This is a genomic window from Streptomyces sp. NPDC052043 (assembly GCF_044548235.1).
Taxonomy (GTDB): Bacteria; Actinomycetota; Actinomycetes; order Streptomycetales; family Streptomycetaceae; genus Streptomyces.
On the sequence record NZ_JBIUBT010000002.1, the window covers coordinates 617965 to 643759 of the forward strand.

Annotated in this window: 23 protein-coding genes; 7 read left to right on the top strand and 16 right to left on the bottom strand. The window is 69.7% G+C overall.

Annotated features, from left to right (window positions below; translation table 11 throughout):
- Positions 1–56 precede the first annotated feature (56 nt).
- A complete protein-coding gene (locus tag ACIHCX_RS07410; RefSeq protein WP_400027508.1) occupies positions 57–1025 on the top strand; it encodes an antibiotic biosynthesis monooxygenase in 969 nt (322 codons plus the stop codon).
- 406 nt (positions 1026–1431) lie between these two features.
- Entirely contained in the window at positions 1432–1956 is a 525-nt protein-coding gene (locus tag ACIHCX_RS07415) for an FAD-binding protein (protein WP_400027510.1), read from the top strand.
- Here ACIHCX_RS07415 and ACIHCX_RS07420 read toward each other — a convergent pair.
- Positions 1910–2854: a hypothetical protein gene (locus tag ACIHCX_RS07420; RefSeq protein ID WP_400027512.1), complete on the bottom strand. Its 945-nt coding sequence runs from the start codon at positions 2852–2854 to the stop codon at positions 1910–1912. The genes ACIHCX_RS07415 and ACIHCX_RS07420 overlap by 47 nt on opposite strands.
- 119 nt (positions 2855–2973) lie before the next feature.
- Here ACIHCX_RS07420 and ACIHCX_RS07425 point away from each other — a divergent pair, with 119 nt between their 5' ends.
- A complete protein-coding gene (locus ACIHCX_RS07425; RefSeq protein ID WP_400027514.1) occupies positions 2974–3906 on the top strand; it encodes an aminoglycoside phosphotransferase family protein in 933 nt (310 codons plus the stop codon).
- Positions 3907–4132: 226 nt separating this feature from the next.
- Here the strand turns inward: ACIHCX_RS07425 and ACIHCX_RS07430 are convergent, their stop codons facing one another.
- Complete coding sequence (locus ACIHCX_RS07430; protein WP_400027516.1) at positions 4133–4474, bottom strand: YciI family protein; 342 nt, start codon at positions 4472–4474, stop codon at positions 4133–4135.
- 123 nt (positions 4475–4597) lie between these two features.
- The gene (locus ACIHCX_RS07435) at positions 4598–5332 is read right to left on the bottom strand and encodes an SIR2 family NAD-dependent protein deacylase (protein ID WP_400027518.1); all 735 of its coding nucleotides are present in this window, start codon (positions 5330–5332) and stop codon (positions 4598–4600) included.
- A gap of 185 nt (positions 5333–5517) precedes the next feature.
- Here ACIHCX_RS07435 and ACIHCX_RS07440 point away from each other — a divergent pair, with 185 nt between their 5' ends.
- Positions 5518–6969 (top strand): membrane-associated oxidoreductase, encoded by a 1452-nt coding sequence (locus ACIHCX_RS07440; protein ID WP_400027520.1) that lies wholly within the window; start codon positions 5518–5520, stop codon positions 6967–6969.
- Between the two features lie 213 nt (positions 6970–7182).
- On the opposite strand, the gene ACIHCX_RS07445 is transcribed toward ACIHCX_RS07440, so the two are convergent.
- Complete coding sequence (locus ACIHCX_RS07445; protein WP_400027522.1) at positions 7183–7515, bottom strand: hypothetical protein; 333 nt, start codon at positions 7513–7515, stop codon at positions 7183–7185.
- Positions 7516–7687: 172 nt separating this feature from the next.
- Positions 7688–8197, bottom strand: a complete 510-nt coding sequence (locus ACIHCX_RS07450) for a hypothetical protein (RefSeq protein WP_400027524.1) — start codon at positions 8195–8197, stop codon at positions 7688–7690.
- Between the two features lie 503 nt (positions 8198–8700).
- Here ACIHCX_RS07450 and ACIHCX_RS07455 point away from each other — a divergent pair.
- Positions 8701–9822, top strand: a complete 1122-nt coding sequence (locus tag ACIHCX_RS07455) for a hypothetical protein (RefSeq protein WP_400027526.1) — start codon at positions 8701–8703, stop codon at positions 9820–9822.
- Positions 9823–9907: 85 nt separating this feature from the next.
- On the opposite strand, the gene ACIHCX_RS07460 is transcribed toward ACIHCX_RS07455, so the two are convergent.
- Together ACIHCX_RS07460 and ACIHCX_RS07465 are read right to left on the bottom strand one after the other, a co-directional pair.
- The gene (locus ACIHCX_RS07460; protein ID WP_400027528.1) at positions 9908–10411 is read right to left on the bottom strand and encodes an NUDIX domain-containing protein; all 504 of its coding nucleotides are present in this window, start codon (positions 10409–10411) and stop codon (positions 9908–9910) included.
- Positions 10412–10496: 85 nt separating this feature from the next.
- Complete coding sequence (locus ACIHCX_RS07465; protein WP_400027530.1) at positions 10497–11561, bottom strand: ADP-ribosylglycohydrolase family protein; 1065 nt, start codon at positions 11559–11561, stop codon at positions 10497–10499.
- A gap of 194 nt (positions 11562–11755) precedes the next feature.
- On the opposite strand from ACIHCX_RS07465, the gene ACIHCX_RS07470 reads away from it, so the two are divergent.
- Entirely contained in the window at positions 11756–12901 is a 1146-nt protein-coding gene (locus tag ACIHCX_RS07470) for a glycerate kinase (RefSeq protein WP_400027716.1), read from the top strand.
- 775 nt (positions 12902–13676) lie between these two features.
- Here ACIHCX_RS07470 and pssA read toward each other — a convergent pair.
- The 9 genes from pssA to ACIHCX_RS07515 all read right to left on the bottom strand — a co-directional run bounded on the left by pssA (position 13677) and on the right by ACIHCX_RS07515 (position 24687).
- Positions 13677–14495 carry a CDP-diacylglycerol--serine O-phosphatidyltransferase gene (pssA, locus tag ACIHCX_RS07475; RefSeq protein ID WP_400027717.1) on the bottom strand — a complete coding sequence of 273 codons (819 nt, stop codon included), beginning with the start codon at positions 14493–14495 and terminating at the stop codon, positions 13677–13679.
- Positions 14496–14517: 22 nt separating this feature from the next.
- A complete protein-coding gene (locus tag ACIHCX_RS07480; protein ID WP_281156604.1) occupies positions 14518–15174 on the bottom strand; it encodes a phosphatidylserine decarboxylase in 657 nt (218 codons plus the stop codon).
- Positions 15175–15344: 170 nt separating this feature from the next.
- Positions 15345–16550: an acyl-CoA dehydrogenase family protein gene (locus ACIHCX_RS07485; protein ID WP_400027531.1), complete on the bottom strand. Its 1206-nt coding sequence runs from the start codon at positions 16548–16550 to the stop codon at positions 15345–15347.
- Positions 16550–17062 (bottom strand): MaoC family dehydratase, encoded by a 513-nt coding sequence (locus tag ACIHCX_RS07490; RefSeq protein WP_400027533.1) that lies wholly within the window; start codon positions 17060–17062, stop codon positions 16550–16552. Before ACIHCX_RS07490 ends, ACIHCX_RS07485 begins: the two co-directional genes overlap by 1 nt.
- Positions 17063–17077: 15 nt before the next feature.
- Positions 17078–18094 (bottom strand): HpcH/HpaI aldolase/citrate lyase family protein, encoded by a 1017-nt coding sequence (locus tag ACIHCX_RS07495; RefSeq protein WP_400027535.1) that lies wholly within the window; start codon positions 18092–18094, stop codon positions 17078–17080.
- Positions 18091–20139, bottom strand: a complete 2049-nt coding sequence (locus ACIHCX_RS07500; RefSeq protein ID WP_400027537.1) for a protein meaA — start codon at positions 20137–20139, stop codon at positions 18091–18093. The genes ACIHCX_RS07495 and ACIHCX_RS07500 overlap by 4 nt, the downstream gene beginning before the upstream one ends.
- Before the next feature lie 9 nt (positions 20140–20148).
- Complete coding sequence (gene ccrA, locus ACIHCX_RS07505) at positions 20149–21486, bottom strand: crotonyl-CoA carboxylase/reductase (RefSeq protein ID WP_400027719.1); 1338 nt, start codon at positions 21484–21486, stop codon at positions 20149–20151.
- Positions 21487–21935: 449 nt separating this feature from the next.
- A complete protein-coding gene (locus ACIHCX_RS07510; protein ID WP_400027539.1) occupies positions 21936–22745 on the bottom strand; it encodes a TetR family transcriptional regulator in 810 nt (269 codons plus the stop codon).
- Positions 22746–22881: 136 nt separating this feature from the next.
- Complete coding sequence (locus ACIHCX_RS07515; protein WP_400027540.1) at positions 22882–24687, bottom strand: 3-hydroxyacyl-CoA dehydrogenase family protein; 1806 nt, start codon at positions 24685–24687, stop codon at positions 22882–22884.
- Positions 24688–25086: 399 nt separating this feature from the next.
- Between ACIHCX_RS07515 and ACIHCX_RS07520 the strand changes: the two genes are divergently transcribed.
- A complete protein-coding gene (locus tag ACIHCX_RS07520) occupies positions 25087–25662 on the top strand; it encodes an adenylosuccinate lyase (protein ID WP_400027542.1) in 576 nt (191 codons plus the stop codon).
- Positions 25663–25795 lie beyond the last annotated feature (133 nt).

Below are 25795 nucleotides of genomic sequence, written 5' to 3' on the forward strand. Positions count from 1 at the left end.
CCTCCGATCACATGTTACTTTTGCGGCATATGAGGCCTCTGTCTACTCTAGGAGGCGTGAGTCCTCGTGCAACTCCTGGCTCCCAGGGCGACAGCGCGACGGTCGTGATCTCACAGAAGGTCCGTCCGGGTTGTGAAGACGACTACCTGCGCTGGCAGGATCGAACCAACGAGGTCGTAGGTGAATTCGACGGGTTCGAGGGAACGGAGCAATACCCTCCGCCCTCCGTCGAAGGAAACGAGTGGGTCGTTGTCTTCCGCTTCTCCCATCTGGACCAGCTGACCGCATGGATGGGCTCCGATACGCGCCGCGAACTCCTCGAACAGGGGCGCGAACTGTTCGAGGAAGCCCCCACGCAGGAAGTCCTCGCGGGTGGCACGCCGGTCCATGACGCCGTCACCGCGGTGATCTCGCATGACGTGCGACCTGACCAGGAGCGGGTGTTTGTGAGCTGGCAGGAAAAGATCCTGTCGGCGCAACGGAAGTTCCCGGGCTTCATGGGATCGGAGTTGTTCCGGCCCGTGAAGGGGGTCCAGGACAAGTGGGTGGCCGTCTTCCGCTTCGACACCCGTCAACATCTGGACATGTGGCTTCAATCCACCACTCGTCGAAAGCTCCTCGACGAAGGGCGAGGCGCCTTCGTGTCCTACGACGTGCGCAAGGTCGGATCCGCGTTCGGCAGCTGGTTCCGCTTCGAGCAGGGTACGGAAGAGGGTGCTCCGCCCAACTGGAAGCAGGCCATGTCCGTGGTGCTGGCCCTCTATCCCACCGTCGAGATCCTCAACCTTGTGGTGGGTCCCCGACTTGCTGCTCTTGGCCTGCCCGGAAATGTCGCCTTGTTCATCTCGAACGTGTTGAGCGTGTCCATCCTGACATGGCTGCTGATGCCGTTGGTGAACAGAGCCCTCGCCTTCTGGCTGATGCCCAGGCAGGCGCGCTCCCTCCGCATTGACGTGGCGGGTGCCGCAGTGGTGGCGATCTGCTGGCTGGCGTTCGTCGTGATCTTCGGCCGGACCACCGGCTGACAACCGGTCCCGGCAGATGCTCACGACGAGGAGGTCGTCATGAGCGAACAAGACGGGCGCTCACGGATCGAAGGCGCGCTCCTGCGCAGGGGCGACGCGGACTACGAGACCGCCCGTGCGCGCGCACTGTGGAACGAACTCAAGCCGGACCGGTACCCCGATCTGATCGTCCGAGCTGCCTGCGAGAGGGACGTTCAGGAAGTCCTGAAGCTAGTGCCGCGGCGGGCAACGTTTGCCCGTCAAGGAGCGGCGTCCGGTGCGTGCTCTCGGTGTGCCGGCCGGAAGTCCTCGTACTGGATGTACTCGGGCTTCCGGCCGGTGCGGCGAGAGGGCGTGCCGGGCGTCGCGACGGGGCAAACGTTGCCTGTCGCGGCACTAGCCGTCTCCAGCGGCCTGCAACTCGACCGTGCAGCCAGGTGCCATCGGCAGCAGGTTCGCTATGGAGCTCGCCCGGCGCGATCTCGCCTTCCCGGCAGGGCACTGTCCCTCGGTCGCGCTGGGCGGTTACCTCCTCAGCGGCGGCCTCGGCTGGAACTCCGGCCTGTGGGGAGTGGGCTGCGCGAGCGTACTGGAGATCACCGTTGTGACAGCCGACGGTGCAGTGCTCAGGTGCACCGAAGAAGAACATCCCGGCCTGTTCTGGGCAGCACGGGGAGCCGGACCCGGCTTCTTCGCCGTGGTCACCGGCTTCCGCCTCCGTCTGCAGCGGCGCCCGACCGCACTCGCCACCACCTCCTATGTCTTTCCCCTTGCGGCAGTTGGCCCCGTAGCCGACTGGGCCACCGAGACGGCGCGTGAACTGCCAAGGGCGGTTCTTGCTAGGAACACGGCCAGTTGGCAGTTGCCGATCTTGCCATGGTTCGACCAGGACAGCCCCGGGTCTCCTATGAATCTGTCCAGCGAATCGGGTGACCGGATGGATCTGTGGTGAGCCAGGATCCGTCTCCGAGGGGCTGGATGTCGTAGGGATTCTCTCCGTGCGCGTCGAACGCAGCTTGGACCTGGCCGGAGCGCACATTGACGCGGTAGTGGCGGAACCACTCCTGCTCGTCCTCGGTTTCGCCGGTGAGGGTGACGATGGCGGAGTCCGGGCTCAGGTAGCCGCCGCTCCATTCCACGTAGATCTCGTCCGGGTCATGCCCGAAGGCATCGACGGAGAGGGCGAACGTCACCTCGCCGTCCGGGTATGTGTGGATGGCCATGTCGGCTTGGTCGTGGTCGACAGTCATGAAGTGGCGTCCATCGGGCGACAGGTCGATGAGGCACCTGTCGCTCCAGGGATAGCGGAAGAGATCCATCCGACCCTCGGCCAGCGACGCGCGGTAGATGACCGAGCCGTCCTGTCCCTCGCCCACATCGAGGAGGACCTGATCGCTCGCCTGGTGCAGGAGGTGCTGGCCGCCGTGCCCGACGGTCTGCAGATCCGCCTGCGCGACGACCGCTCCGGTCCCGGCATCCAGGGCGACCCACTGGTCGGGACGGTTACGGCCGGCCATGGCGTCGGGCCGGTATACCCAGACCACCAGTCCGTCCCACGACAGCACACAGCTGGGACGGTGTCCGAACTGCTGGTTTGACTGCGGCTTGAACTCCGACCGCCAGACCTCGGCCCCGTCTGCTGTCACGCACACGACCGTGTTCAAGGTCGTGTAGTAGACACGCTGAAGATCAGCGGAAACGGCGTGGTCGACGACAACGTCCTCGGTAGACGGCCGACAGACCATGACGGGCGACAGCACGCCCCGGACATCGGCAGCCAGGTCATAGGCGCAGACGCTTCCGTCGACGAGCCGCGTGATGACCCGGAGGGGTCGAGTGGGTTGAGCCATGGGCAGGAGGTTAGTACTCCGTCCGTAGATCGCGATCTTCGTAGTGCCCGGTCCGCCGGGGGCCGCAGCGGCCGGCGTGGGCTTGGTGGCTGCCGCAGGCCGGCGCGTAGGGTGCCGGGGTGATCGCGATGCCAGAGGAGTTCGCACAGAGCACCGTCGACCGCGAGGGGGAGGCCGGGGCGGCGTGGCTCGCCGAGCTGCCGGGAATCGTGGAGGAGCTGCTGGGGCGCTGGGAGTGTGTGCCGGATGGCGAGATCATGCACGGGGGCGTCGGCGTCATCGTTCCGGTACGGCGGCGGGCTGAGGAGAGCGCCGTGCTGAAGGTGTCGTTTCCGCATCCCGGCAACGTCCATGAGCCGGACGCGTTCGTTGCGTGGGGCGGATGCGGCGCCGTCCTGCTGCACGAACGCGACGACGAGCGGTTCGCGATGCTGCTGGAGCGGGTGCAGCCGTCGACCCTTGCGGAGGTCGAGGACGGCGACGAGGTGGTGACGGTCGCCGGGCGGCTCAATCGCCGCCTGGCCGTCCCCGCACCGCCCGGCCTGCCCCGGTTGTGTGAGCAGACGGATGCCTGGGAGGAGCAGTTGTGCAAGGACGCCGAGGAGCTGCCGCATGCGCTGTCGCGGGAGGTGCTGGATGCCGCCGTGGCGACCGTTCGGGAACTGGGCCGGGCCCAGCCGGACACCCTCGTCCATGGTGACCTCCATGCACGGAACATCCTGCGTGCCGGCCGAGAGCCGTGGTTGGCTGTCGACCCCAAGGGGTACGTGGGAGATCCTGCCTACGACGGCGGCACGCTGCTGAAGTCCCGCGCGCTGACGCTCCTCGAAGCGGATGACCTGCGCAAGGCTGTCCACCGCGTCCTGGACGTCTTTGCCGAGGCCGCGGAACTCGATCGTGAACATGTCCAGCGGTGGGCCCAGTTCCACGCCGTCCAGGCTGCGTTCTGGGGCCGCCGCCACGGTTTTCGTATCGCCCGCAGCGGGCCTCAGCTGGACTGGCTCACTGAATTCGCCGACCGCCTGGCGGAGTTGCTCACCGAACGCTCGTAGTGCGTGATGGTGCCGACCGGGTCCGGTGCAACGCATCGGTGGACGTAACACAACAGAGTGGGGTCTCTGCAGCCGACGTCGACCGCTGGTCCCCATATCGATGGTGGCGCGCTGTCGGCGAGCTCGGCGAACCCGCATCCGCCAATACCGCCGGACGATGAAGCGGCGGCTCGCTCGGATGGCTTGAGCTCGATCTGTCCGCTCCGTCGGTGGAGGCGATTGCCGGTCAGCTGTCGGGGTCGTACTGAAACGCGCGCACCTCCTGCGCGCATCGGCAGGCGACCGCGATCTTCGCCGCCCACTCCAACGCCGCCTCGCGGGAGGGCAGCTCCAGCACTGCGTAGCCGCCTTCGATCTGCTTCGTCTGATGGTAGGTGCCCTCGGTCACAGTCCCATCGCCGGCGACCATGACAGGCGGCACGCTCTCGTCGATGCCGCCACCGAACACCCACACGCCGGCGTCCTTCGCCTCCTTCACGACCGCGTGCGCAGCATCCGAGACAGACTGCAGATCCTCGTCGGGAAAGACCATGGCGGCACTGGGGAACGAGATGAGGTACTTCGTCATCGCCTCGACTCCTTCTTCACGTTTCGGAGATCGGACCCATCCTGACTGACGCCGTCGCGCTGAAGAGTCGGCAATGATGCCAACCGCACAGTGCGGCCCGCCGGAGCCAGAAACCTAAAGGGATTATTTACTCTCCGGGCTCAGCCGACGCAGAAGTTGGGGCAGGGCTGTGCCGATTGGTTCGCGGATCACCTCGTCGGCGTGATCGTCGTACGGGGTCGGCTCGGCGTTGACGATGATCAGCCGTGCCCCGTGGTCGGCGGCCACGCCGGCGAGCCCGGCGGCGGGCTGCACCTGGAGGCTGGTGCCGACGGCGATGAAGACCTGGCATGCCTTGGTGATCGCGACGGCTTCGCCGAGCACCTGCGGGTCGAGCCGCTCGCCGAACATCACGGTCGCCGACTTCAGGATGCCGCCGCATTCCCGGCAGGGCGGGTCCTCTTCTCCGGCTTCGACCCGGGCGAGGGCGTCCTCCATGGGTCCGCGTGCGTGACACTGCGTGCACACCACACTGAGTGCGCTGCCGTGCAGTTCCAGCACCTTGCGGGCGGGCATCCCGGCGAGCTGATGCAGTCCGTCCACGTTCTGAGTGATCACCCTGACCGGCACCCCGGCCCGCTCCAGCTCGGCCACGGCCCGGTGTGCGGCGTTCGGCTCGGCCGTGAGCGCGCGGTTCTTCCGCCGCATCCGCCAGGACCGCCGCCGGATCTCCGGATCGCCCATGTAGTACTCGTAGGTCACGAGCTTCTCGGCCTCGGGATCCTTCCGCCACAGCCCGTTCGGTCCGCGATAATCGGGGATTCCGGAATCAGTGGAGATGCCTGCGCCACTGAGGATTGCGACGAGCGGCCTGTTCATGTGCCGAGAGTAGGACGCTTGCCCGCTCGAGGCGAACGGATACCTGGCACGCCGTCTGGCGACACCGTGACAAGCCCCTCGCGGAGGAATCATGGCTTCTGCCCAGGGAGAGTTGTACCACCAGCAGTACCTTGGCGCTGGCGACTCTCTGGCCCGTCTTCGGGCCAAGAGCTAGCGTCCTGCGGATGGACATCGCAGAACTGACGCCTGTGGAACGTCGCATCTGTCGTGCGTTCTCTCGTGGTGCAGCGTTCGACGTTCGCCGAGACGGGGATGGAGACACCGCACATGCCGAGGGCGGGGAAGGAACCGTACGGGCAGAGGTCCTTCGTGCCCTCATCCTCAGTGGTTCGTCCGAACCCGGCGAGACGCCCGCCCTCCACGTGACCGGCGCGAGGATCACCGGTGTCCTCGATCTTCGGCACGCTGAAGTGCGCCATCCGATCCGCCTGACCGCCTGCAACTTCCAGCACGCCTTGGAACTCGACGGGGCACGGACCCGCCTACTCGACCTCAACGGGTCCTACCTCCCTGCCCTGGCGGCGACAGCCATCCGCGTTGATGGCGCACTCCGACTCACGGACTGCCGCATATCGGGAAGCGTCCGGCTCAGCAACGCTGAGATATCCGGCGGAATCTTCCTCGACCGTTCCCACGTCGGGACCGACGGCGGATGGGCGCTTCACCTCGACCATGTCTCAGTGGGCACCGACGTGTGGGCGCCCGGGCTCGTAGCGCGGGGTGGGATCCGACTCGGTGCGGCGAATGTAGCGGGAGCCGTCAATCTGGAAGACGCCCAGGTCAAGAACCCTGGTGGCGATGCCCTGGACGCAGCCCGCCTCAACGTTGGCACCGTCCTCAACGCGGGCGGCCTCACCACCGAGGGGCGGGTCCGGCTCACCGGATCGAAGGTTGCCGGGTGGTTTTCCTTCATCGAGGCCAGGCTGAGTAACCCGGGCGGCGTCGCACTGGGCATCAGCAGTTGCCAAGCCACACAGCTGACGCTGCGGGACGCCCACCCGATCAACGGCGACGTCAAGATGCACTACGCCAGTTTCAAGGTCATCGAAGCCGAGCCCCGGGTCTGGCCAGCCCGAGTAAGACTGGATGGGCTGACGTACGAGACACTCACCCCACGGCTGCCGGCCGCAGACAGACTCGCGCTGCTACAGCGCGACGCGGACGGCTTCGTGCCCCACAGTTACGAGCAACTCGCCGCCTCGTACCGTCGCGGCGGCGATGACGCAGACACCCGCACGGTTCAACTCGCCGAACAGCGACGGCGGCGGGCCACTCTGCCCTGGTACGCGAAACTATGGGGCCACGTCCAAGACGCGACCGTGGGTTACGGCTTTCGTCCCACGCGCGCCGGAAGTTGGCTCCTGGCGCTGCTCATTCTGGGCTCGATCACGTATGGACTGCACCATCCTGCGCCGGTCGAGCAAGGCAAAGGTCCGGCGTTCAATCCTCCCGTCTACGTCCTGGACCTCCTGCTGCCCGTCATCGACTTCGGCCAGCGCAACGCCTTTGCACCCGCTGGGCCGTACCAATGGCTGTCCTACGTCCTCATCGCCTCGGGCTGGGTTCTCACAACGGCCGTCGCTACCGCGATCACCCGTGCTCTCAACCGCCAGTGACATCCGTGGGCTATGCAGCATGACAATCGACTGCTCGCACCAGCGGTACCGCTCGGGCACCGAAAGCCCGGACAGGTACTGCGGGTTGGGTGGGACTGGGGGCGCCCTGCCCAGTCGGTGCAGCACCCGCCGATGGCTGACCCCCTACCCCGCTACGGCGTTCACAGCCCCAAGCCGAGTGGGTGCCGCCTGAGGGAGCAGCAAGATCGCGCGCTACGGCTGGAGTACCGGCCAGGAGCGGGTCCGGCACAGTTCCTGGTCGCAAGATCCATGGAAGCGAGTTCCGCCCAGCTGACCCAATGGCGCTGTGCAGGTCGCCTGCTGCAACCCAGGGTCGAGAGGGAGACCGCGTTCCGGTGCAAGGGGCTGAAAGCCCGCGTAGTTGTTCAATCCGAAGAGAAAGCCGAAGGCCGCGTCATCGGTCTCGTCGCACAGCGGCCAAAGATCCATGGCGGCCACCCACGGCTCGCCGTCGTAGTAGTCGGCACCGACATCAGGATGACGAAACTCGATGCCTCCATGGATGTCCGTGCTCAGGTGCCGCACCCTAACGGTCCTGGCCTGGGCAGGCACGCGCCTTTATTGGCAGGTCAGCAGTGGAGGCGGGCCGTCTCCCCAGCCCGGCGCCGTGGGCACTACGGCCTTCCGGCGAACGGATTGCCTGGGCCAGGAAACTGTCCGCTCGGCGGCACATACCGCAGCCGTCCGTTCTGGTCGGTCACCGGTATGAATCCGCGGCCTGCAGGAGGGCGGTGCACTTGGCTTTGCGACGTCGATTGATGGCGAGGCCGAGCGGTATGGCGACCATCAGCACGGCGCAGAATGCGCCGGCGAGGAGAACGGAAGTGGTGCCCCTTTGGAGCCCGAGGGCGAGAGGAATGACGCAAATCCCGATGCTCCGTACCACCTGATTGCCGTACAGGGCGGACATGTCGAACGTGATGCGGGCCTTGAGCAACTCGATCGCCCCGGGCAGGAGGGGCGGCAGCGCGCCCCCGTCACTCGCATTCGGGTACTGCGCCCAGTTCTGCGCGGCTCGCGCGCGGGCCTGCGGGCTGAAGTCGGGCACGAACAACATCACGTACCCCCATCCCTGCCGAACGCCTGCGTACTCGTACCCGAACTGCTGGGCGATGGAGGCGAGTCGGGCAAACTCCTTCGTTGTCGCCATGCCCGGGGCGACCTCAACGGGCTGCCCACTCGTCATCTGCCGCAGCATCTTCAACATGTGCCGCTCACTCACCGGTGCCCCCCTCGCTTCCACGGCTCTGACAGTCGTCGACAGTGCCGTCATCTCTCATGAAGATCCATGAGCCTGTCGGTCACCAACTGCCAGTACAACCAGAACAAACGCTGTTGCTGAACGCGCACAAAACCACGCGGTCAGCTCCCGGTGGGCACCATAGGCCACGGCATGGGGCCCGACCATGCCAGGCTCAGGCACTCTCGCGGCTCATTGGCTGCCGACAACGCACCCATGGACCGGCGTCTCTTGCCCTATCGGCATCGCTCCTGCTTGGAGGAGCCGTGGATGGAGGCAACGAAGACAGGAGAAATGGTTTATGAGCACGGCTTGACGTGGATCATCAAGCCGCGTTGACAGACTCCTGTCGGTCGCCTGCGTTCGGGGTCATGGACGCTGTTCGGAGGCGGGAGAACGCCGGAGCCCTACGGGTGGGGGCACGTTCGATGTCAGTGGCCCCTTCTAGGCTGCCAGCCATGAGCAGATGGATGGGGAACACCCAGGTCCTGGCAGAACAGGCCGCTCAATACCGGGCCCTCGCGGAGCGCGGCGATCTGCCTGAGCTGTCTCGCGCCGTCATGCGGGCCGCCTGCAACAACGGCTCCATGACGGGGGTGGGGTTCGAGAACATGGAGCTTCTACGCGCCCTGCCCGACAAGGACCGGCTGGAGCTCGCCGGCATATGGGCCCGTTGGTACGCCCACGTGGAAGACGACTGGTCGGCCGAGGAGTTCAGGTGGGATCCGGGATACCTCCGCACCGAACTACTCATGGTCGCTTCCGGAGTCGTCCGTGGCCTCGACGGGGACCTGTTGGCTGCCGAACGCCAGGAACAGCTCTCCCGGTTGAGGGACCAATACCTCATCTGGTCGACCCACCGGATCTGGGAACTGGCCGACGCGGAACTCGCAGCCGGGCGTACTCCCGACGCGGCCGTCCTTGCCGCCTTCCGGCGCACAAGTGCGGCGGCGAACCTGCCGGGCTCCCGTCGCACCCAGGCGGCCGCGAACGGCGCGGAGCCCGGAATGCGGAACCTACTGGCTCATTTTCCTGGTCCGGTGCTCAATCCCGGTGAGCCGTGGGCCGACGCGGCTCTCAAGGAAGCAACGGCCGGAGGAGAGCCGTGGAAGCGGCTGCTGGAGCATGCGGCCCCCGCGACGGCCGGCGCACCATCGGCGAAGTGGAGACGGACCGGATCGGCCCGGCTGGACGCCGTTGGCCCGGAGGAGGCGCGACGGGCAGTACTCAGGTGGTTGGAGCTGGCTCATCTGGATCGAACCTTCCCGCTTCTCGGTCATCCGCACCTCCCGTTCGATGTGAACGCGTGTTTCGACCCCTACAACTCCCACGTGCTACGTGGACTCGCTTGGATGCTTTCCCTCCTTCCGCCTCGGCCGGACACGGTCCATGCCCTCGTCGGCCTCGTCGAGACCTCCCTGGATCATCGGTCCGGAGACGCCCCTCGCTCGCCTCAAGTGGCTGAGGCGGGCATCGTCGCGCTGGCTCTGCTCGGGAATCGGGCAGCACGGGCGGAACTGGAGACCCTGAGTAGATGGGTCACGCACAAGGGCACGTCGCGGCGCATAGACAAAGCACTCGCGGTGCTCTGATCAGGCCGCGGCCGTTCTTGCCCATACCTGGCTCACGCAGGCGTCTCCAGACCCGAGGATGACCACGGCTCTGCCGAGGAAGCGGTTATGAACAGGGCTTGCCGGCGCGGTGGCCGTTCTCCAGTTCCGCCGTACCCGTGCCGTCGTTCAGGACGTCGAGGGCCGTCAGGACACGGCGACCGAGGGAGCCCGGCAGGTGGGCGGCGAGTTCGTCGCGGGCGACCAGGCGCCAGGACAGCAGCTCCTCCTCCTGGAGACGGATCGCCTTGAGGTCGTCGTCGGAGAGCAGCCCGCCGTCGTAGACGTACGCCACCAGCGGCGGCCGCCCGGTGCCGGGCACCCAGTCCACGACGAGCAGCCGCCCCGGCTCGCGGTCGAGTCCGATCTCCTCCAGCGTCTCGCGGCGCGCGCCCTGGCGCGGGGTCTCCCCGTCGTCGGACTCGACGGTGCCGCCGGGCAGCGTCCATCCGTCCCGGTAGTTGGGCTCGACGAGAAGCACCTGGCCCTGCGCGTCACGGAAGACGCAGGCGGCACCGGCGAGGACCCGGGGGAGGCCGGCGATGTACGTGGCGTAGTCCGCGGTGGTCACCCCAGAAGGGTAGCGAGTCGCCGAGGCCGGTCAGGGCGCTCTCCTGGTTTCCGCCGACCGTCAGGGCTGGTGGGGCCGGTTCCTGTCAGGCGTCGAGCAGGCGCAGGGTGCGCTCCGCCAGCTCGCTGACGCGGACGCCGTCGAAGCCGAAGACCGCGCTGCGGACCGTGTCCTGAAGGGGGTCCTTCCACTGGGCGGGGACGGCCGCCGCACCCGTCATGACGCCGGCGACCGAGCCGGCCGTCGCGCCGTTCGAGTCGGTGTCCAGGCCGGCGCGGACGGTCAGCGCGATGGTGCGGGTGAAGTCGCCCCCGCCGTAGAGCAGGCCGGCCGTGATGACGGCGGCGTTCGGGACCGTGTGGATCCAGCCGAGGCCAGAGGTCTCGTCCGCGAGCGTGTCGAGCGCGTCTTCCCAGGGCAGGCCGGCCTCGTACAGGGAGACCGCCCGGCGTACGGTGCGGGCCAGGCGGCTGCCGGCCGGGATCACGGTCAGCGCGGTGCCGACGGCGGCGCGGACGGTCGGCGCGGTGAAGGCCGCCGCGATCAGTGCCGCCGCCCACATGGCGCCGTAGACACCGTTGCCGGTGTGCGACAGCACCGCGTCGCGGCGGGCCAGCGAGGCGGCGCGGCGCGGGTCGCCGGGGCTGGTCCAGCCGTGGATGTCGGCGCGGATCAGGGCGCCGATCCACTCCTGGTACGGGTTGTCGTACGTGGCCGTCAGGGGCGGCTTGAGCCCGTTCGCGAGATTGCGGTACGCGGCCCGCTCCGCGGTGAACGTCTGGAGGTACGGCAGGCGTCGCAGCCACAGCTCGCCGACCTGCTCGGTGGTGAAGCCGAAGCCGTGTGTCTCCAGGAGGTCCAGGCCCAGGATCGCGTAGTCGACGTCGTCGTCGCGGCAGCTGCCGTGGATGCGGCCGCGGACGCAGCCGCGCCACTCGGGGCGCAACGGCGGGTGGTCGTCGTCGGCCGGTTCGGGCAGGTAGTCGGTGAGCGGGAGCGCGTCGGCCGCGCGCAGGTAGCGGTCGATGCGGTCACGCGTCCACACCTCGCCCTGCTCCACCGGCTTGCCGAGCATGTTGCCGGCGATCCGGCCGAGCCAGCCGCCGAGGACGCGGTCGGCGAGTTCGGGCGTGGCGCCCACAGTGGTCATGGGAACCGGTCTACCGGATTCCGGGGGCGGCCGCGCGGGGTCCAGGCGCACGGCCAGGGGCACGTCAGCGGCTTCTCGGGGGCCGGGCGGGGCATGACGGCGGGGGCGGTCGCCGGTTAAGGTCGCAGCGGCGCGACTGGCCCTGATGTGCGGGGCCCGGAGAGCAAGGGGATGTCAAGGTGGCGGACGCTGCAGTGCACGGCACCCGGAGGGTGCTGGTTGCCGCGGACAAGTTCAAGGGCTCGCTGACGGCCGTGCAGGTCGCCGAGCGCGTGACGGCCGGGCTGCGCCGGGTCGTGCCGGACGTGGAGGTGGAGGCGCTGCCCGTCGCCGACGGTGGCGACGGGACCGTGGACGCGGCGGTCGCGGCCGGGTTCGAGCGCCGGGAGGTACGGGTCGCGGGTCCCCTCGGGGACGAGGTGACGGCCGCGTTCGCGCTGCGCGGTGACACGGCGGTCGTGGAGATGGCCGAGGCCAGCGGGTTGCAGCGGCTGCCGGCCGGGGTGTTCGCGCCGCTCACGGCGTCCACGTACGGCTCCGGGGAGCTGCTGCGGGCGGCGCTGGACGCGGGGGCACGCACGATCGTGTTCGGCGTCGGCGGGAGCGCGACGACGGACGGGGGCGCGGGGATGCTGTCCGCGCTCGGGGCGCGGTTCCTGGACGCGGACGGGGAGCCGATCCCGCCCGGCGGTGGGGGACTGGCGTCACTCGCCCGGGCGGACCTGTCCGGGCTCGACCCGCGGCTCGCCTCCGTGGAACTGGTGCTCGCCAGTGACGTCGACAATCCGCTGACCGGGCCGAAGGGCGCGCCCGCGGTCTACGGGCCGCAGAAGGGCGCCTCGGCGCAGGACGTGTCCACGCTGGACGCGGCGCTCGCGCACTTCGCGAAGGTGCTGGAGGGCGCGGGCGGCGTGGCCGGGGGCCGGGCCGCCGAGTACGCGGCGTCGCCGGGGGCGGGCGCGGCGGGTGGTATCGGGTTCGGGGCGATGCTGCTCGGGGCGCGGTTCCGGGCCGGGATCTCGGTCATGCTCGACGTGCTGGGCTTCGCTCCCGCGCTGGAGCGGGCCTCGCTGGTGATCACCGGTGAGGGGTCGCTGGACGAGCAGACGCTGCACGGGAAGGCGCCGGCCGGGGTCGCGGCGGCGGCTCGGGCGGCGGGCAAGGAGGTGGTCGCGGTGTGCGGGCGCCTGGCGCTGGAGCCGGAGGTCCTGGACCGTGCGGGGATCCGGCGCGCGTATGCGCTGACCGAGGTGGAGCCGGATGTGGCCCAGTGCATCGCGGATGCGGGACGGATCCTTGAGCAGGTGGCTGAGCGGATCGGCCGCGACTGCCTGATCTGACGACCGGTCCTCAGGGACGGCGTCCCGCCGTTTTTGGGTCTCCGCCGGGCTTCGCCCACCCGCCCACCCGACTCGGTGGGGGCGAAGTGGCCGTCCCCTGGGGCTCCGCCCCAGACCCTGGCGGGGCTGCGCCCCAGACCCCAGACCCCGGCGGGGCTGCGCCCCAGACCCCAGACCCCGGCGGGGCTGCGCCCCAGACCCCAGACCCCGGCGGGGCTGCGCCCCGGGCTCTGCCCCTGCACCTCGTCGGGGCTTCGCCCCGGGCTTTGCCTACCGGCCCGCGCGGCTTGGTGGGCGTGGGGTGGGGTGGGGTGGCTGTTCTCTGGGGCTTCGCCCCAGACCCAGCGGGGCTCTGCCCCTGCACCCCAGCGGGGCTCTGTCCCTGCACCCCAGCGGGGCTCTGTCCCTGCACCCCAGCGGGGCTCTGTCCCTGCACCCCAGCGGGGCTCTGTCCCTGCACCCCGGTGGGGCTTCGCCCCTCACCCCCCGGTGGGGCTTCGCCCCTCACCCCCCGGGCTGCGCCCCCTCGCCGCTACCTGCCCCGACTGGGCTGCGGCCCTGCGGCCCAGGCTCGGATGTGGCCTTGCTGTGCCCACTGGGCTGCGGCCCCCCGCACCTGCACCCGCCAGGGGGTCTCGGCACCTCCCGGTGCCCTCGGGCCCCGCTCCCCTCTCGGGGGCCCGGGCCCGGGAGGCCCAGTTGGGTCCCAGGGCACGGGAAGGGCCCCGAACCTCACGGTTCGGGGCCCTTCCCATCCTGCGGTCGCAGCGGAGCGTTACGGCTGGGCCGCCCGTGCCTCGCGGCGGTTGTCGCGGAAGTTGTTCACTCGGCGGGCCGTGGCGAACAGGGGGATCACCGCGGCCATGACCAGTTGCAGGGCGCAGCCGGTCTGGAGGAGGAGCTGGCCGCTCGGGGCGTCGAAGGCCCAGGCCGCCAGGAGGCCCATCGACAGGACGATCCAGGACAGCATGGCCACCGCGAGGCGGCCCCGCGGCTTCGGGTACTCCACGCGGCTCACCATCAGCCACGCGGTGCCGAGGATCGCCAGCAGCGTGGCCACGAAGGGCAGCTCCAGCAAAACGATGGAGACCACCGTCAGCGCGCCGAAGGGCGAGGGCATGCCCTGGAACATGCCGTCCTTCAGCGTCACGCAGGAGAATCTCGCGAGCCGGAGGACCACCGCCAGCAGCACCACGATCGCGCCGAGCGCCGCCATCCTCTGGTGGGCGTCGTCCGCGACCATGCCGTAGACGAGGACGAAGTACGCCGGAGCCAGGCCGAAGCTGATCAGGTCGGAGAGGTTGTCGAGCTCCGCGCCCATGGGGGAGGAGCGCAGCTTCCTCGCGACCAGGCCGTCGAACAGGTCGAAGACCGCCGCGCACAGCATCAGGATGACCGCCGTGGCGGCGCTGTGCCTGGCCATGCCCGCCGACTCGTCGTTGCCGGTCAGGTGCGGGATCAGGATGCCGGTGGTGGTGAAGTACACCGCCATGAAGCCGCAGGTCGCGTTGCCCAGGGTGAGGGTGTCCGCTATCGACAGGCGCAGCGAGAGGGGCATCTCCTCCTCTTCGTCCACCTCGTCCGCCTCCGGCACCCAGCCGGCCTGCGTCTCGGGATCAATGACGGTCAATGCGAGTCACCCCAGCCACGGTCTTCTGGCCGACCTCGACCGCGACGTCCACACCCTCGGGCAGGTAGAGGTCGACACGCGAACCGAAACGGATCAGACCGATCCGCTCGCCCTGCTCGACCTTGGTGCCGGACGGGATGTAGGGGACGATGCGGCGGGCCACCGCGCCGGCGATCTGAACCATCTCGATGTCGCCGAGCTCGGTGTCGAAGTGCCAGACGACCCGCTCGTTGTTCTCGCTCTCCTTGTTGAAAGCCGGAACGAACCCGCCGGGGACGTGCTCGACCGAGGTGACCGTGCCGGAGAGCGGGGCGCGGTTGACATGGACGTTCAGCGGGCTCATGAAGATCGCGACGCGGGTGCGGCCGTCCTTCCACGGCATGATGCTCTGCACCACACCGTCGGCGGGCGAGATGACCCGGCCCTGGGCGATCTCGCGCTCGGGGTCACGGAAGAACCACAGCATCCCCGCCGCCAGCGCGGTGGCGGGAACGGCTACGGCCTTGGCGGCACCCGAGCGGCGGGCGCGGAGGAGGCTGACAGCCGCGGTGGCGACGGTCGGGAGAAGCCACGGCGATGCTCCGCGCGCAAGGCGTACGCCGGCCAGGCTGTCACGATGTGCAGAGGTTTGGCTGTGGGGCATGGATGACCTTCGTAGCGGATGATGCCGCGCTTTCGACGGGGGACGGCGGCTTTCCGCGATCGTAGCGGTTAAGGACCACAACTGGGTAAGCCGAGCTGCCGAGTCGGCAGCCGAACACCGCTGACGGGGTGTGATCTTCTTCTCGAAGAAAACACCCCGTAGCCGGACAATCAGCCGTGGAACCGATACTCTTCGAGCAGTCTGCGGCCGATGATCATTTTCTGGATCTCGGCGGTGCCCTCACCGATGAGCAGCATGGGGGCCTCGCGGTACAGACGCTCGATCTCGTACTCCTTGGAGAAGCCGTAGCCGCCGTGGATGCGGAAGGCGTCCTCCACGACCTCCTTGCAGTACTCGGAGGCGAGGTATTTTGCCATGCCGGCCTCGAGGTCGTTGCGCTGGCCCGAGTCCTTCTTGCGCGCGGCGTTGACCATCATGGCGTGGGCGGCCTCGACCTTGGTGGCCATTTCGGCGAGTTTGAACTGGATCGCCTGGTGCTGGGCGATCGGCTTGCCGAAGGTGTGGCGCTGCTGGGCGTAGGCGATGCCCAGCTCGAAGGCGCGCTGGGCGACCCCGCAGCCGCGGGCCGCCACGTTCACCCGGCCGACCTCGACGCCGTCCATCATCTGGTAGAAGCCGCGGCCGGTCGTGCCGCCCAGCACCCGGTCGGCCGGGACGCGCAGCCCGTCCATGATCAGCTCGGTCGTGTCGACGCCCTTGTAGCCCATCTTGTCGATCTTGCCGGGGATGGTGAGGCCGGGCCGGACCTCGCCGAAGCCGGGCTCCTTCTCCACCAGGAAGGTCGTCATGGACTTGTGGGGCGCGGCGTCCTCGGGGTGGCCCTCGTCACTTCTGACCAGGACCGCCACGAGTGATGACGTGCCGCCGTTCGTCAGCCACATCTTCTGGCCGGTCAGGACGTACTCGTCGCCGTCCTTCACCGCCTTCGACGTGATCGCCGACACGTCCGAGCCCAGGCCCGGCTCCGACATCGAGAAGGCGCCGCGGACGTCGCCGGCCGCCATCCGGGGCAGGAAGTGGTCCCTCTGCTCCCGTGTGCCGTGCTGCTTGAGCATGTACGCGACGATGAAGTGGGTGTTGATGATGCCGGACACCGACATCCAGCCGCGGGCGATCTCCTCCACGCACAGCGCGTACGTCAGCAGCGACTCGCCCAGGCCCCCGTACTCCTCGGGGATCATCAGACCGAACAGGCCGAGTTCCTTCAGGCCGTCCACGATCGCTTGCGGATACTCGTCGCGATGCTCCAGCTCGGTCGCGACCGGAATGATCTCCTTGTCGACAAAGTCCCGGACGGTGGAGACGATCTCCTGCTGCACGTCCGTCAGACCGGCGGTCTGGGCGAGTCGGGCCATTACTTCTCCTGCTGCTTCGGCTCCGGGCGGCCTGGCTGCTCCCCGCCGCGCTCCTTGGTGTAGGTCTCGGTCGGCACCATCACCTTGCGGCGGAAGGTGCACACCAGCGTGCCGTCCTGCTTGTACCCCCTGGTCTCCACGTGGACGATGCCGCGGTCGCTCTTCGACTTCGACGGCCACTTGTCCAGCACGGTCGTCTCGCCGTAGACCGTGTCGCCGTGGAAGGTCGGCGCCACGTGCCGGAGCGACTCGATCTCCAGGTTGGCGATGGCCTTGCCGGAGACGTCCGGGACGGACATGCCGAGCAGGAGGGAGTAGATGTAGTTGCCCACGACAACGTTCCTGCCGAAGTCGGTCGTCTTCTCGGCGTAGTTGGCGTCCATGTGGAGCGGGTGGTGGTTCATGGTCAGGAGGCAGAACAGGTGGTCGTCGTACTCCGTGACCGTCTTGCCCGGCCAGTGCTTGTAGACCGCCCCGACCTCGAACTCCTCGAAGGTCCGTCCGAACTGCATGCCGCTCAGGCCTTTCTAGTCGGTGGGCATCTCGAACTTCGACGTGCGCCGCATGCCCGCCGCGCGGCCCTTGCCGGCGATGACCAGCGCCATCTTGCGGCTGGCCTCGTCGATCATCTCGTCGCCGAGCATCGCCGAGCCCTTCTTGCCGCCCGCCTCGGACGTGCAGTACTCGTACGCGTCCAGAATCAGCTCCGCGTGGTCGTAGTCCTCCTGGGAGGGCGAGAACACCTCGTTGGCGGCCTCCACCTGACCGGGGTGCAGCACCCACTTGCCGTCGAAGCCGAGCGCGGCGGCCCGTCCGGCCACCTCGCGGAAGCCGTCGACGTCGCGGATCTGAAGGTAGGGGCCGTCGATCGCCTGGAGGTCGTTGGCGCGCGCGGCCATCAGGATCTTCATCAGGATGTAGTGGTAGGCGTCCGCCGGGTAGCCGGGCGGCTGCTCGCCCACGACGAGCGACTTCATGTTGATCGACGCCATGAAGTCGGCCGGGCCGAAGACGATCGTCTCGACGCGGGCGGAGGCCTGGGCGATCTCGTTGACGTTGTTCAGGCCCCGGGCGTTCTCGATCTGCGCCTCGATGCCGATGCGGCCCACCTCGAAGCCCATGGTCTTCTCGATCTGCGTCAGCAGCAGGTCGAGCGCCGCGATCTGCTGGGCGTCCTGCACCTTCGGCAGCATGACGCAGTCCAGGTTCTGGCCCGCGCCCTCGACCACCGTCACGACGTCCCGGTACGTCCACTCGGTCGTCCAGTCGTTCACCCGGACCACCCTGGTCTTGCCCGTCCAGTCGCCCTCGTTGAGGAACTTGACGATGGTGTGCCGCGCCTCCGGCTTGGCCAGTGGCGCGCAGGCGTCCTCCAGGTCGAGGAACACCTGGTCGGCGGGCAGGCCCTGTGCCTTCTCCAGGAAACGGGGGTTCGAGCCCGGTACGGCCAGGCAGGAGCGCCGGGGGCGGAGACGGTTGACAGAGGGAAGGGGCGCGGCGGAGCCGCTCGTCAGAGGGGCGGCGGGCGACGGGTGGGCCGTCATGCGGGGACCTCCAGGGGTTCGAGCTTGTTCGCTTTGCGGATCTCGTCGACGATACGGCCGATGATCCCGGTGATGTCGAAGTCCTTCGGGGTGAAGACCGCGGCCACTCCGGCGGCCCTGAGCTGCGCGGCGTCGCCGTTCGGGATGATCCCGCCGGCGATCACCGGGATGTCGGCGGCGCCGGCCCGGCGCAGCCGCTCCAACACGTCCGGGACGAGCTGGGCGTGCGAGCCGGACAGGATGGACAGGCCGACCGCGTGCACGTCCTCGGCCAGGGCCGCGTCCACGATCTGCTCCGGGGTGAGCCGGATGCCCTGGTAGACCACCTCGAACCCGGCGTCGCGGGCCCGTACGGCGATCTGCTCGGCGCCGTTGGAGTGCCCGTCGAGGCCCGGCTTGCCGACGAGGAAGCGCAGCTTGCCGACGCCGAGGTCGCGGGCCGTCAGTTCCACCCGGCGGCGCACCGCGGCCAGCGCCGAGCCCTCCTCGGCGGTGACGGCCACCGGAGCCGAGGACACGCCCGTGGGCGCCCGGAACTCGCCGAACACCTCGCGCAGGGCCCCGGCCCACTCGCCGGTCGTGACACCCGAGCGGGCGCACTCCAGCGTGGCCTCCATGAGGTTGCCGGTGCCCTTGGCCGCCTCCTTCAGCCGCTCCAGCGCCTTGCACGGGCGCGGGTGGTTGAACGGGGGCTGGTAGCGGGTGTCGCGCCAGTGGCTCAGCGAGGCGGTCACCCGGGCCTCGACCGCCGGGTCGACCGTCTGGATCGCGGTGTCCAGGTCGGCGGTGAGCGGGTTCGGCTCGGTGCCCTCGAACATGTTGACGCCGACGATCTTCTCCTGGCCCGACTCGATCCGGGCCCGGCGCTCGGCGTGCGAGGCGACCAGCTGGGACTTCAGGTAACCGGACTCCACGGCGGCCATCGCGCCGCCCAGCTCCTGGATGTGCTCGATCTCGGCGAGCACCGCCTCGACCAGCTCCGCCACCTTCGCCTCGATCACCTTCGAGCCCTCGAAGATGTCCTCGTACTCCAGCAGGTCGGACTCGTAGGCCAGCACCTGCTGGATGCGCAGCGACCACTGTTGGTCCCAGGGCCGGGGCAGGCCGAGGGCCTCGTTCCAGGCCGGCAGCTGCACGGCACGCGCGCGTGCGTCCTTGGAGAGGGTGACGGCCAGCATCTCCAGGACGATCCGCTGGACGTTGTTCTCCGGCTGCGCCTCGGTCAGGCCGAGGGAGTTGACCTGGACGCCGTAGCGGAAGCGGCGGTGCCTGGGATCCTCGATGCCGTACCGCTCGCGGGTGATCCGGTCCCAGACGCGGCCGAACGCCCGCATCTTGCACATCTCCTCGACGAAGCGGACGCCCGCGTTCACGAAGAAGGAGATGCGGCCGACGACGTCGCCCATGCGCTCCTGCGGCACCTGGCCGCCGTCGCGCACCGCGTCCAGGACGGCGATCGCGGTGGACATCGCGTACGCGATCTCCTGCACCGGCGTGGCGCCCGCCTCCTGGAGGTGGTAGCTGCAGATGTTGATCGGGTTCCACCTGGGCATGTGGAAGACCGTGTACGCGATCATGTCCGTGGTCAGCCGCAGGCTCGGGCCCGGCGGGAAGACATGGGTGCCCCGGGACAGGTACTCCTTGACGATGTCGTTCTGGGTCGTGCCCTGGAGCCTGGTGATGTCCGCGCCCTGCTCCTCCGCGACGACCTGGTAGAGCGCCAGCAGCCACATGGCCGTGGCGTTGATCGTCATCGAGGTGTTCGTCTGCTCCAGGGGGATGTCCTGGAACAGCCGGCGCATGTCTCCGAGGTGCGAGACCGGCACGCCGACCCGGCCGACCTCGCCGCGGGCGAGGACGTGGTCGGGGTCGTAGCCGGTCTGTGTCGGCAGGTCGAACGCCACCGACAGACCGGTCTGGCCCTTGGCGAGGTTGCGCCGGTACAGCTCGTTGGAGGCCTCGGCCGTGGAGTGGCCGGCGTAGGTGCGCATGAGCCACGGCCGGTCCCTGTCCCCGTGCGCCCGCGGTGTCTGACGCTCACTCATGTGCGCCTCTCAGTTGTTCCGGAAGCGGTTGATGGCGTCGACGTGCCGGGCGCGCAGGGCCTCGTCGCGCACGCCCAGGCCCTCCTCGGGCGCCAGGCACAGCACGCCGACCTTGCCCTGGTGCAGGTTGCGGTGCACGTCGTACGCGGCCTGCCCGGTGTCCTCCAGGGAGTAGACCCGGGACAGCGTCGGGTGGATCTTTCCCTTGGCGATGAGGCGGTTGGCCTCCCAGGCCTCGCGGTAGTTGGCGAAGTGGGAGCCGATGATGCGCTTCAGGGACATCCACAGGTAGCGGTTGTCGTACTCGTGCGTGTAGCCCGAGGTGGAGGCGCAGGTGACGACGGTGCCGCCCTTGCGGGTGACGTACACACTCGCGCCGAAGGTCTCGCGGCCGGGGTGCTCGAAGACGATGTCGACGTCCTCGCCGCCGGTGAGTTCGCGGATGCGCTTGCCCAGGCGCTTCCATTCCTTGGGGTCCTGGGTGTGCTCGTCCTTCCAGAACCGGTAGCCCTCGGCGGCGCGGTCGATGATCGCCTCGGCGCCCATGGCGCGGCAGAGGTCCGCCTTCTGCTCGCTGGAGACGACGCAGACGGGGGTCGCGCCGCCGGCGAGGGCGAACTGCGTGGCGTAGCTGCCGAGTCCGCCGCTCGCGCCCCAGATGAGCACGTTGTCGCCCTGTTTCATGCCGGCGCCGTTGCGGGACACCAGCTGGCGGTAGGCGGTGGAGTTGACCAGGCCGGGGGCGGCGGCCTCCTCCCAGCTCAGATGGCCGGGCTTGGGCATCAGCTGGTTGGACTTGACCAGCGCGATCTCGGCGAGCCCGCCGAAGTTGGTCTCGAAGCCCCAGATGCGCTGCTCCGGGTCGAGCATCGTGTCGTTGTGACCGTCGCTGGACTCCAGCTCGACGGACAGGCAGTGCGCGACGACCTCGTCGCCGGGGTGCCAGGCGTTGACGCCGGGGCCGGTGCGCAGGACGACGCCCGCCAGGTCGGATCCGATGACGTGGTACGGCAGGTCGTGGCGCCTGGCCAGCTCGCTGGTGCGGCCGTAGCGCTCCAGGAAGCCGAACGTTGACAGCGGCTCGAAGATCGAGGTCCACACCGAGTTGTAGTTGACCGAGGAGGCCATGACGGCCACCAGGGCCTCGCCCGGGCCCAGTTCGGGCAGCGGCACCTCGTCCAGGTGCAGGGACTTGCGCGGGTCCTTGTCGCGGGTGGGGAGCCCGGCGAACATCTCCGTCTCGTCCTTGTGCACGGTGATCGCGCGGTACGACTCGGGCAGGGGCAGGGCGGCGAAGTCGGCGGACGTGGTGTCCGGCGACTGGATCGCCTCCAGGATGTCCTTCACGGTCACGGTGTTGCCTCCGGCGTCGAGCGCCCCGGGGGAGGGGCGCTGAGGGTTACGTCGGTGCTGCTGAGGGGCGAGAGAGGGGGCCGTCGGTCCGGCCTGGTGCCGTCGGTTCGGCGGGTGGGGCTTCGGCGGCGCTTTGTGGCGCGGGAGGTTGCCTGTGACGCAGGCGTCCGGGCGGGCGGGCCGCCGTCGGCTCGCTGGGACAGCCGGCGTGCGTGCGGTTCTCCGCGCGCCGGCCACCCGGACACCTTCAACGTATGACACGGCGTGTCACTCCGCAAGGCACTGAGTGCCAGAATGCTCGCTCAAACGAAATCTTTACGCAACAAATGAGCGATGATCGATCGAACGGCACGGTCGAGCCGGGCGAAAAGGGGCTCTGACATGCCAAAACGGCCACCCCGTGGGGTGGCCGTCATCACCTGGAACCTGGGGCGTGAGGCCCCTCAGCGCTCCTTCAGCGCCGCCTCGATCGTCCGCATGACCTCTTCCAGCGGGGCGTCGGTGCGGGCGACCGTCACCAGCACCTCGCCCCGGGACACCGCCGCGGACGGCCCGGAGGCGGGCGCGGTGGCCCGGCCGGCCCCGATCCCGGTGCCGAACGTCCTGCGCACGATCGCGAAGGCGTGGTCGAGCTGTGTCTCGACGTCTCCCTGGCCGTCGGCCCGCAGCCAGCGCCGCAGCACGTGGTTGTGCGCGGTGACCACGGCCGAGGCGGCGACCTCGGCGAGCAGCGGGTCGTCGTTGGCGTCGTCGGCGTGCACGCGCTCGTCGAAGTGGCCCAGCAGATAACGCGTGAACAGGCGCTCGTAGCGGGCCACGGAGGCGATCTCCGCCTCGCGCAGCGTGGGTACCTCGCGGGTCAGCTTGTAGCGGGCGACCGAGATCTCCGGCTGCGCCGCGTACATCTTCATGACTTCCTTGATGCCCCGGCACACCGTGTCGAGCGGGTGCTCGTGCGCGGGGGCGGCGTTGAGGACCGCCTCGGCGCGGATCAGGGTGTCGTCGTGGTCGGGGAAGATCGCCTCTTCCTTGGAGCGGAAGTGGCGGAAGAAGGTGCGGCGGGCGACCCCGGCCGCCGCGGCGATCTCGTCGACCGTGGTCGACTCGTATCCCTTGGTCGCGAACAGTTCCATCGCGGCGGCCGCCAGCTCCCGGCGCATCCTGAGCCGTTGGGCTGCCGCGCGGGAGCCTGCGGCGCTCTCCGGCGCGTCGGGCGTGGCGGGTGTTCGTGTGGACCTGGCGGGCTGGGGCATGACCCGAACGTACTGCATGCGCGCGGCCCGGTGCGCACGTCCCCGCCTTCCTCCGTGCTCGGTGGACGGGGGAGCGGCCGCCGGCTCCAGCAGGCCGCCCCACTCGCACCCGTCCGCGCACCGGTCGCCCGGCCCGTCAGCGCCGGGCATATTCGCGGAAGCCGCGGCCCGTCTTGCGGCCGAGGCAGCCCGCGGCCACCAGGTGCTCCAGGAGCGGTGCCGGGGCCAGGCCCGGGTCGCGGAACTCGCGGTGGAGGACCCTCTCGATGGCCAGGGAGACGTCCAGGCCGACCACGTCGAGCAGTTCGAACGGGCCCATGGGGTAGCCGCCGCCGAGTTTCATCGCCGCGTCGATGTCGTCCAGGGACGCGTAGTGCTCCTGCACCATCTTGACCGCGTTGTTCAGGTACGGGAACAGCAGGGCGTTGACGATGAAACCCGCGCGGTCCCCGCAGTCGACGGCATGCTTCCCGATCCTGGCGCAGACCTCGCGGACCGTCGCGTGGACGTCGTCCGCCGTCAGCACCGTGCGCACGACCTCGACCAGCTTCATCGCCGGGGCCGGGTTGAAGAAGTGCATGCCGATCACCTCGTGCGGGCGCGAGGTGGCGCGGGCGCAGGCGACCACGGGGAGCGAGGAGGTGGTGGTGGCCAGCACCGCGCCCGGCTTGCAGACCTTGTCCAGCGCCGCGAACAACTGCTGCTTGACCACCAGGTCCTCGGCGACGGCCTCGACGGCCAGATCCACGTCGGCGAAGTCGTCGAGGGTGCCGGTCGCCGTGACCCGGTCCAGGGTCCGCGCGGCGGCCTCGGCACTCAGCCGTCCCTTGTCGACAGAGCGGGAAAGCGACTTGCCGATACGGGCCTTGGCGGCTTGGGCCTTCTCCGCGCTGCGGGCGGCGAGCACGACCTCGTACCCGGCCCTCGCGAACACCTCCGCGATGCCGGAGGCCATGGTGCCCGAGCCGGCGACGCCGACGGAGCGGACGGTGCGGCCGGGGGCGAGGACGTCACCGGACGGCGGGGTCAGCGCGTCCCGCACGACGACGCCGCTGCCAGGAGCCTCGTAGGTGTAGAAGCCGCGGCCCGCCTTGCGGCCCGTCAGGCCGGCCTCGCTGAGCTGCTTCAGGATCGGCGCGGGGGCGTGCAGACGGTCGCGCGACTCGGCGTACATGGCCTCCAGGACCGTGCGCGCGGTGTCGACGCCGATCAGGTCGAGCAGCGCCAGCGGGCCCATCGGCAGACCGCAGCCGAGCCGCATCGCGGCGTCGATGTCCTCGCGGGAGGCGTACCTCCCCTCGTACATCGCCGCGGCCTGGTTGAGGTAGCCGAACAGCAGCCCGTCGGCGACGAATCCGGGCCGGTCGCCGACCGCGACGGGCTCCTTGCCCAGTTCCAGGGCGAGGTCGGTGACCGCCTGGACGGCCTGCGGTGCGGTCAGCACCGAGGAGACGATCTCGACGAGCCGCATGGCCTGCGCGGGGTTGAAGAAGTGCAGGCCGAGCATCCGCTCCGGGTGGGCCGAGTCGGCGGCCAGGCGGGTCACCGACAGGGCGTTGGTGCCGGTGGCGAGGATCGCCTCCGGCCGCACGATGTGGTCCAGCTCGCGGAAGATCTGCTGCTTGGTCTCGTACGACTCCGGCGCCACCTCGATGACCAGGTCGGCGTCGGCCGCCGCGGTCAGGTCGGTCCGGGTGCGCACGCGGGCGAGCGCGTCCGCGCGCTCCCGCTCGGTCAGGCGCCCGCGTTCCACGGCGCGGGCGGTGGAGCTCTCCAGGGCGGCCACGCACCGGGCGGCCGCCGCCTCGCTGATGTCGATGCCGACGACCTCGCGGCCCGCCCGGGCCAGGACCTCGGTGATGCCGGTGCCCATGGTGCCCAGGCCGACGACGGCGATCGTCTTCAGCGGGGACGGGGAGATGTCGAAAAGGGGAGTGGCCATCGCGGGACTCCAGGAATGAGGGTGACGACTGGGAACGCGTCCCGGGTGTGCCGACGGGCGCACCGGGTGCGGAAGGAAGGGGTGCGGTGTTGCCGGGCCGGGAGCGCACGCACGCGCCCGGTGCCGGTCGCCGCGGGCGCCTGCGCGCCCGGCGGCCGGCGAAGGCCGACCGGCTCTGTCCCGAAGCCGGGTCGTACTGCGGTACTCGGGGTACCGAACCGACAACACTCGCGGTGGCTGCGTCACCAGGCCACTGCGAGAGGCGGCGAGAGGGTGTCTCGCTCGTCTGAGCTTAACCCGCGGGTAACGAGCGCGCCACCCATTTGGGTGTGTGAGGTATGTCCCGCGCGTTCGTGATGTACGCCCCGCGCGGCGGACCGCGCGCCTAGGCTGGCCGTCGTGGACGAAGAGTTGCGGTCGCTCACGGAGCGCTTACGGCAGGAGTCGGGCGGCTCGGCGGCGTACGGGCATCTGGTGGCCACCCGGGATCCGGACGAGCTGGCCGAGGTGCTCACAGCGCCGGGGCAGCCGCTGTGGGCCAGGGAACTGGCCGCGTTCCGCCTCGGCCTCGCGGGGGACCGGCGGGCCTTCGAGTCCCTGGTCCTGCTGCTGAACCACCGCGACCCGCAGCGCTGCGTCTGCGCCGCGTACGCGCTGGCCCGGCTCGGTGACCCTCGTACCGCCCGCGCCGCGGCGGCCCTGGCCACCAACGAGCTGCGCGTCGCCTACGCGCTGCATCCGGTACGGCTGCTGGTGGAGCTGCGGGCGCCCGAGTCGGTGCCCGCCCTGATCACCACGCTGGAGCGCCGGCTCCACCCGCACGACCCCTACCGCCGGGTGGCCCTGGCGTGCGTGGAGGGCCTGGGCGCGCTCGGCGACGTCCGGGCCCGCCCGGTCCTCACCGAGGCCCTCGCCCACCCGGCCCTGGCGAAGGCGGCGGTCGACGCGCTCGCCCGCATGCCGCGATCCGCGTGAGCCGCCGGGACCGCAGGGATCCGGCGGCCACGCGGACGGATCCGGCGGCCACGCGGACGGATCCGGCGGCCACGCGGACGGATCCGGCGGCCACGCGGACGGATCCGGCGGCCACGCGGACGGATCCGGCGGC

Bases quoted from the DNA above. Each gene is read 5' to 3' on its own strand.
- ACIHCX_RS07420 (WP_400027512.1), bottom strand. From the start codon at position 2,854: ATGGCTCAACCCACTCGACCCCTCCGGGTCATCACGCGGCTCGTCGAC.
- ACIHCX_RS07490 (WP_400027533.1), bottom strand. From the start codon at position 17,062: ATGCAGTTCGGACGGACCTTCGAGGAGTTCGAGGTCGGGGCGGTCTAC.
- ACIHCX_RS07455 (WP_400027526.1), top strand. From the start codon at position 8,701: ATGGGGAACACCCAGGTCCTGGCAGAACAGGCCGCTCAATACCGGGCC.
- ACIHCX_RS07440 (WP_400027520.1), top strand. From the start codon at position 5,518: ATGGACATCGCAGAACTGACGCCTGTGGAACGTCGCATCTGTCGTGCG.
- ACIHCX_RS07510 (WP_400027539.1), bottom strand. From the start codon at position 22,745: ATGCCCCAGCCCGCCAGGTCCACACGAACACCCGCCACGCCCGACGCG.
- ACIHCX_RS07480 (WP_281156604.1), bottom strand. From the start codon at position 15,174: ATGCCCCACAGCCAAACCTCTGCACATCGTGACAGCCTGGCCGGCGTA.
- ACIHCX_RS07485 (WP_400027531.1), bottom strand. From the start codon at position 16,550: ATGGCCCGACTCGCCCAGACCGCCGGTCTGACGGACGTGCAGCAGGAG.
- ACIHCX_RS07435 (WP_400027518.1), bottom strand. From the start codon at position 5,332: ATGAACAGGCCGCTCGTCGCAATCCTCAGTGGCGCAGGCATCTCCACT.
- ACIHCX_RS07450 (WP_400027524.1), bottom strand. From the start codon at position 8,197: ATGTTGAAGATGCTGCGGCAGATGACGAGTGGGCAGCCCGTTGAGGTC.
- ACIHCX_RS07515 (WP_400027540.1), bottom strand. From the start codon at position 24,687: ATGGCCACTCCCCTTTTCGACATCTCCCCGTCCCCGCTGAAGACGATC.
- ACIHCX_RS07500 (WP_400027537.1), bottom strand. From the start codon at position 20,139: ATGAGTGAGCGTCAGACACCGCGGGCGCACGGGGACAGGGACCGGCCG.
- ACIHCX_RS07465 (WP_400027530.1), bottom strand. From the start codon at position 11,561: ATGACCACTGTGGGCGCCACGCCCGAACTCGCCGACCGCGTCCTCGGC.
- ACIHCX_RS07430 (WP_400027516.1), bottom strand. From the start codon at position 4,474: ATGACGAAGTACCTCATCTCGTTCCCCAGTGCCGCCATGGTCTTTCCC.
- ACIHCX_RS07495 (WP_400027535.1), bottom strand. From the start codon at position 18,094: ATGACGGCCCACCCGTCGCCCGCCGCCCCTCTGACGAGCGGCTCCGCC.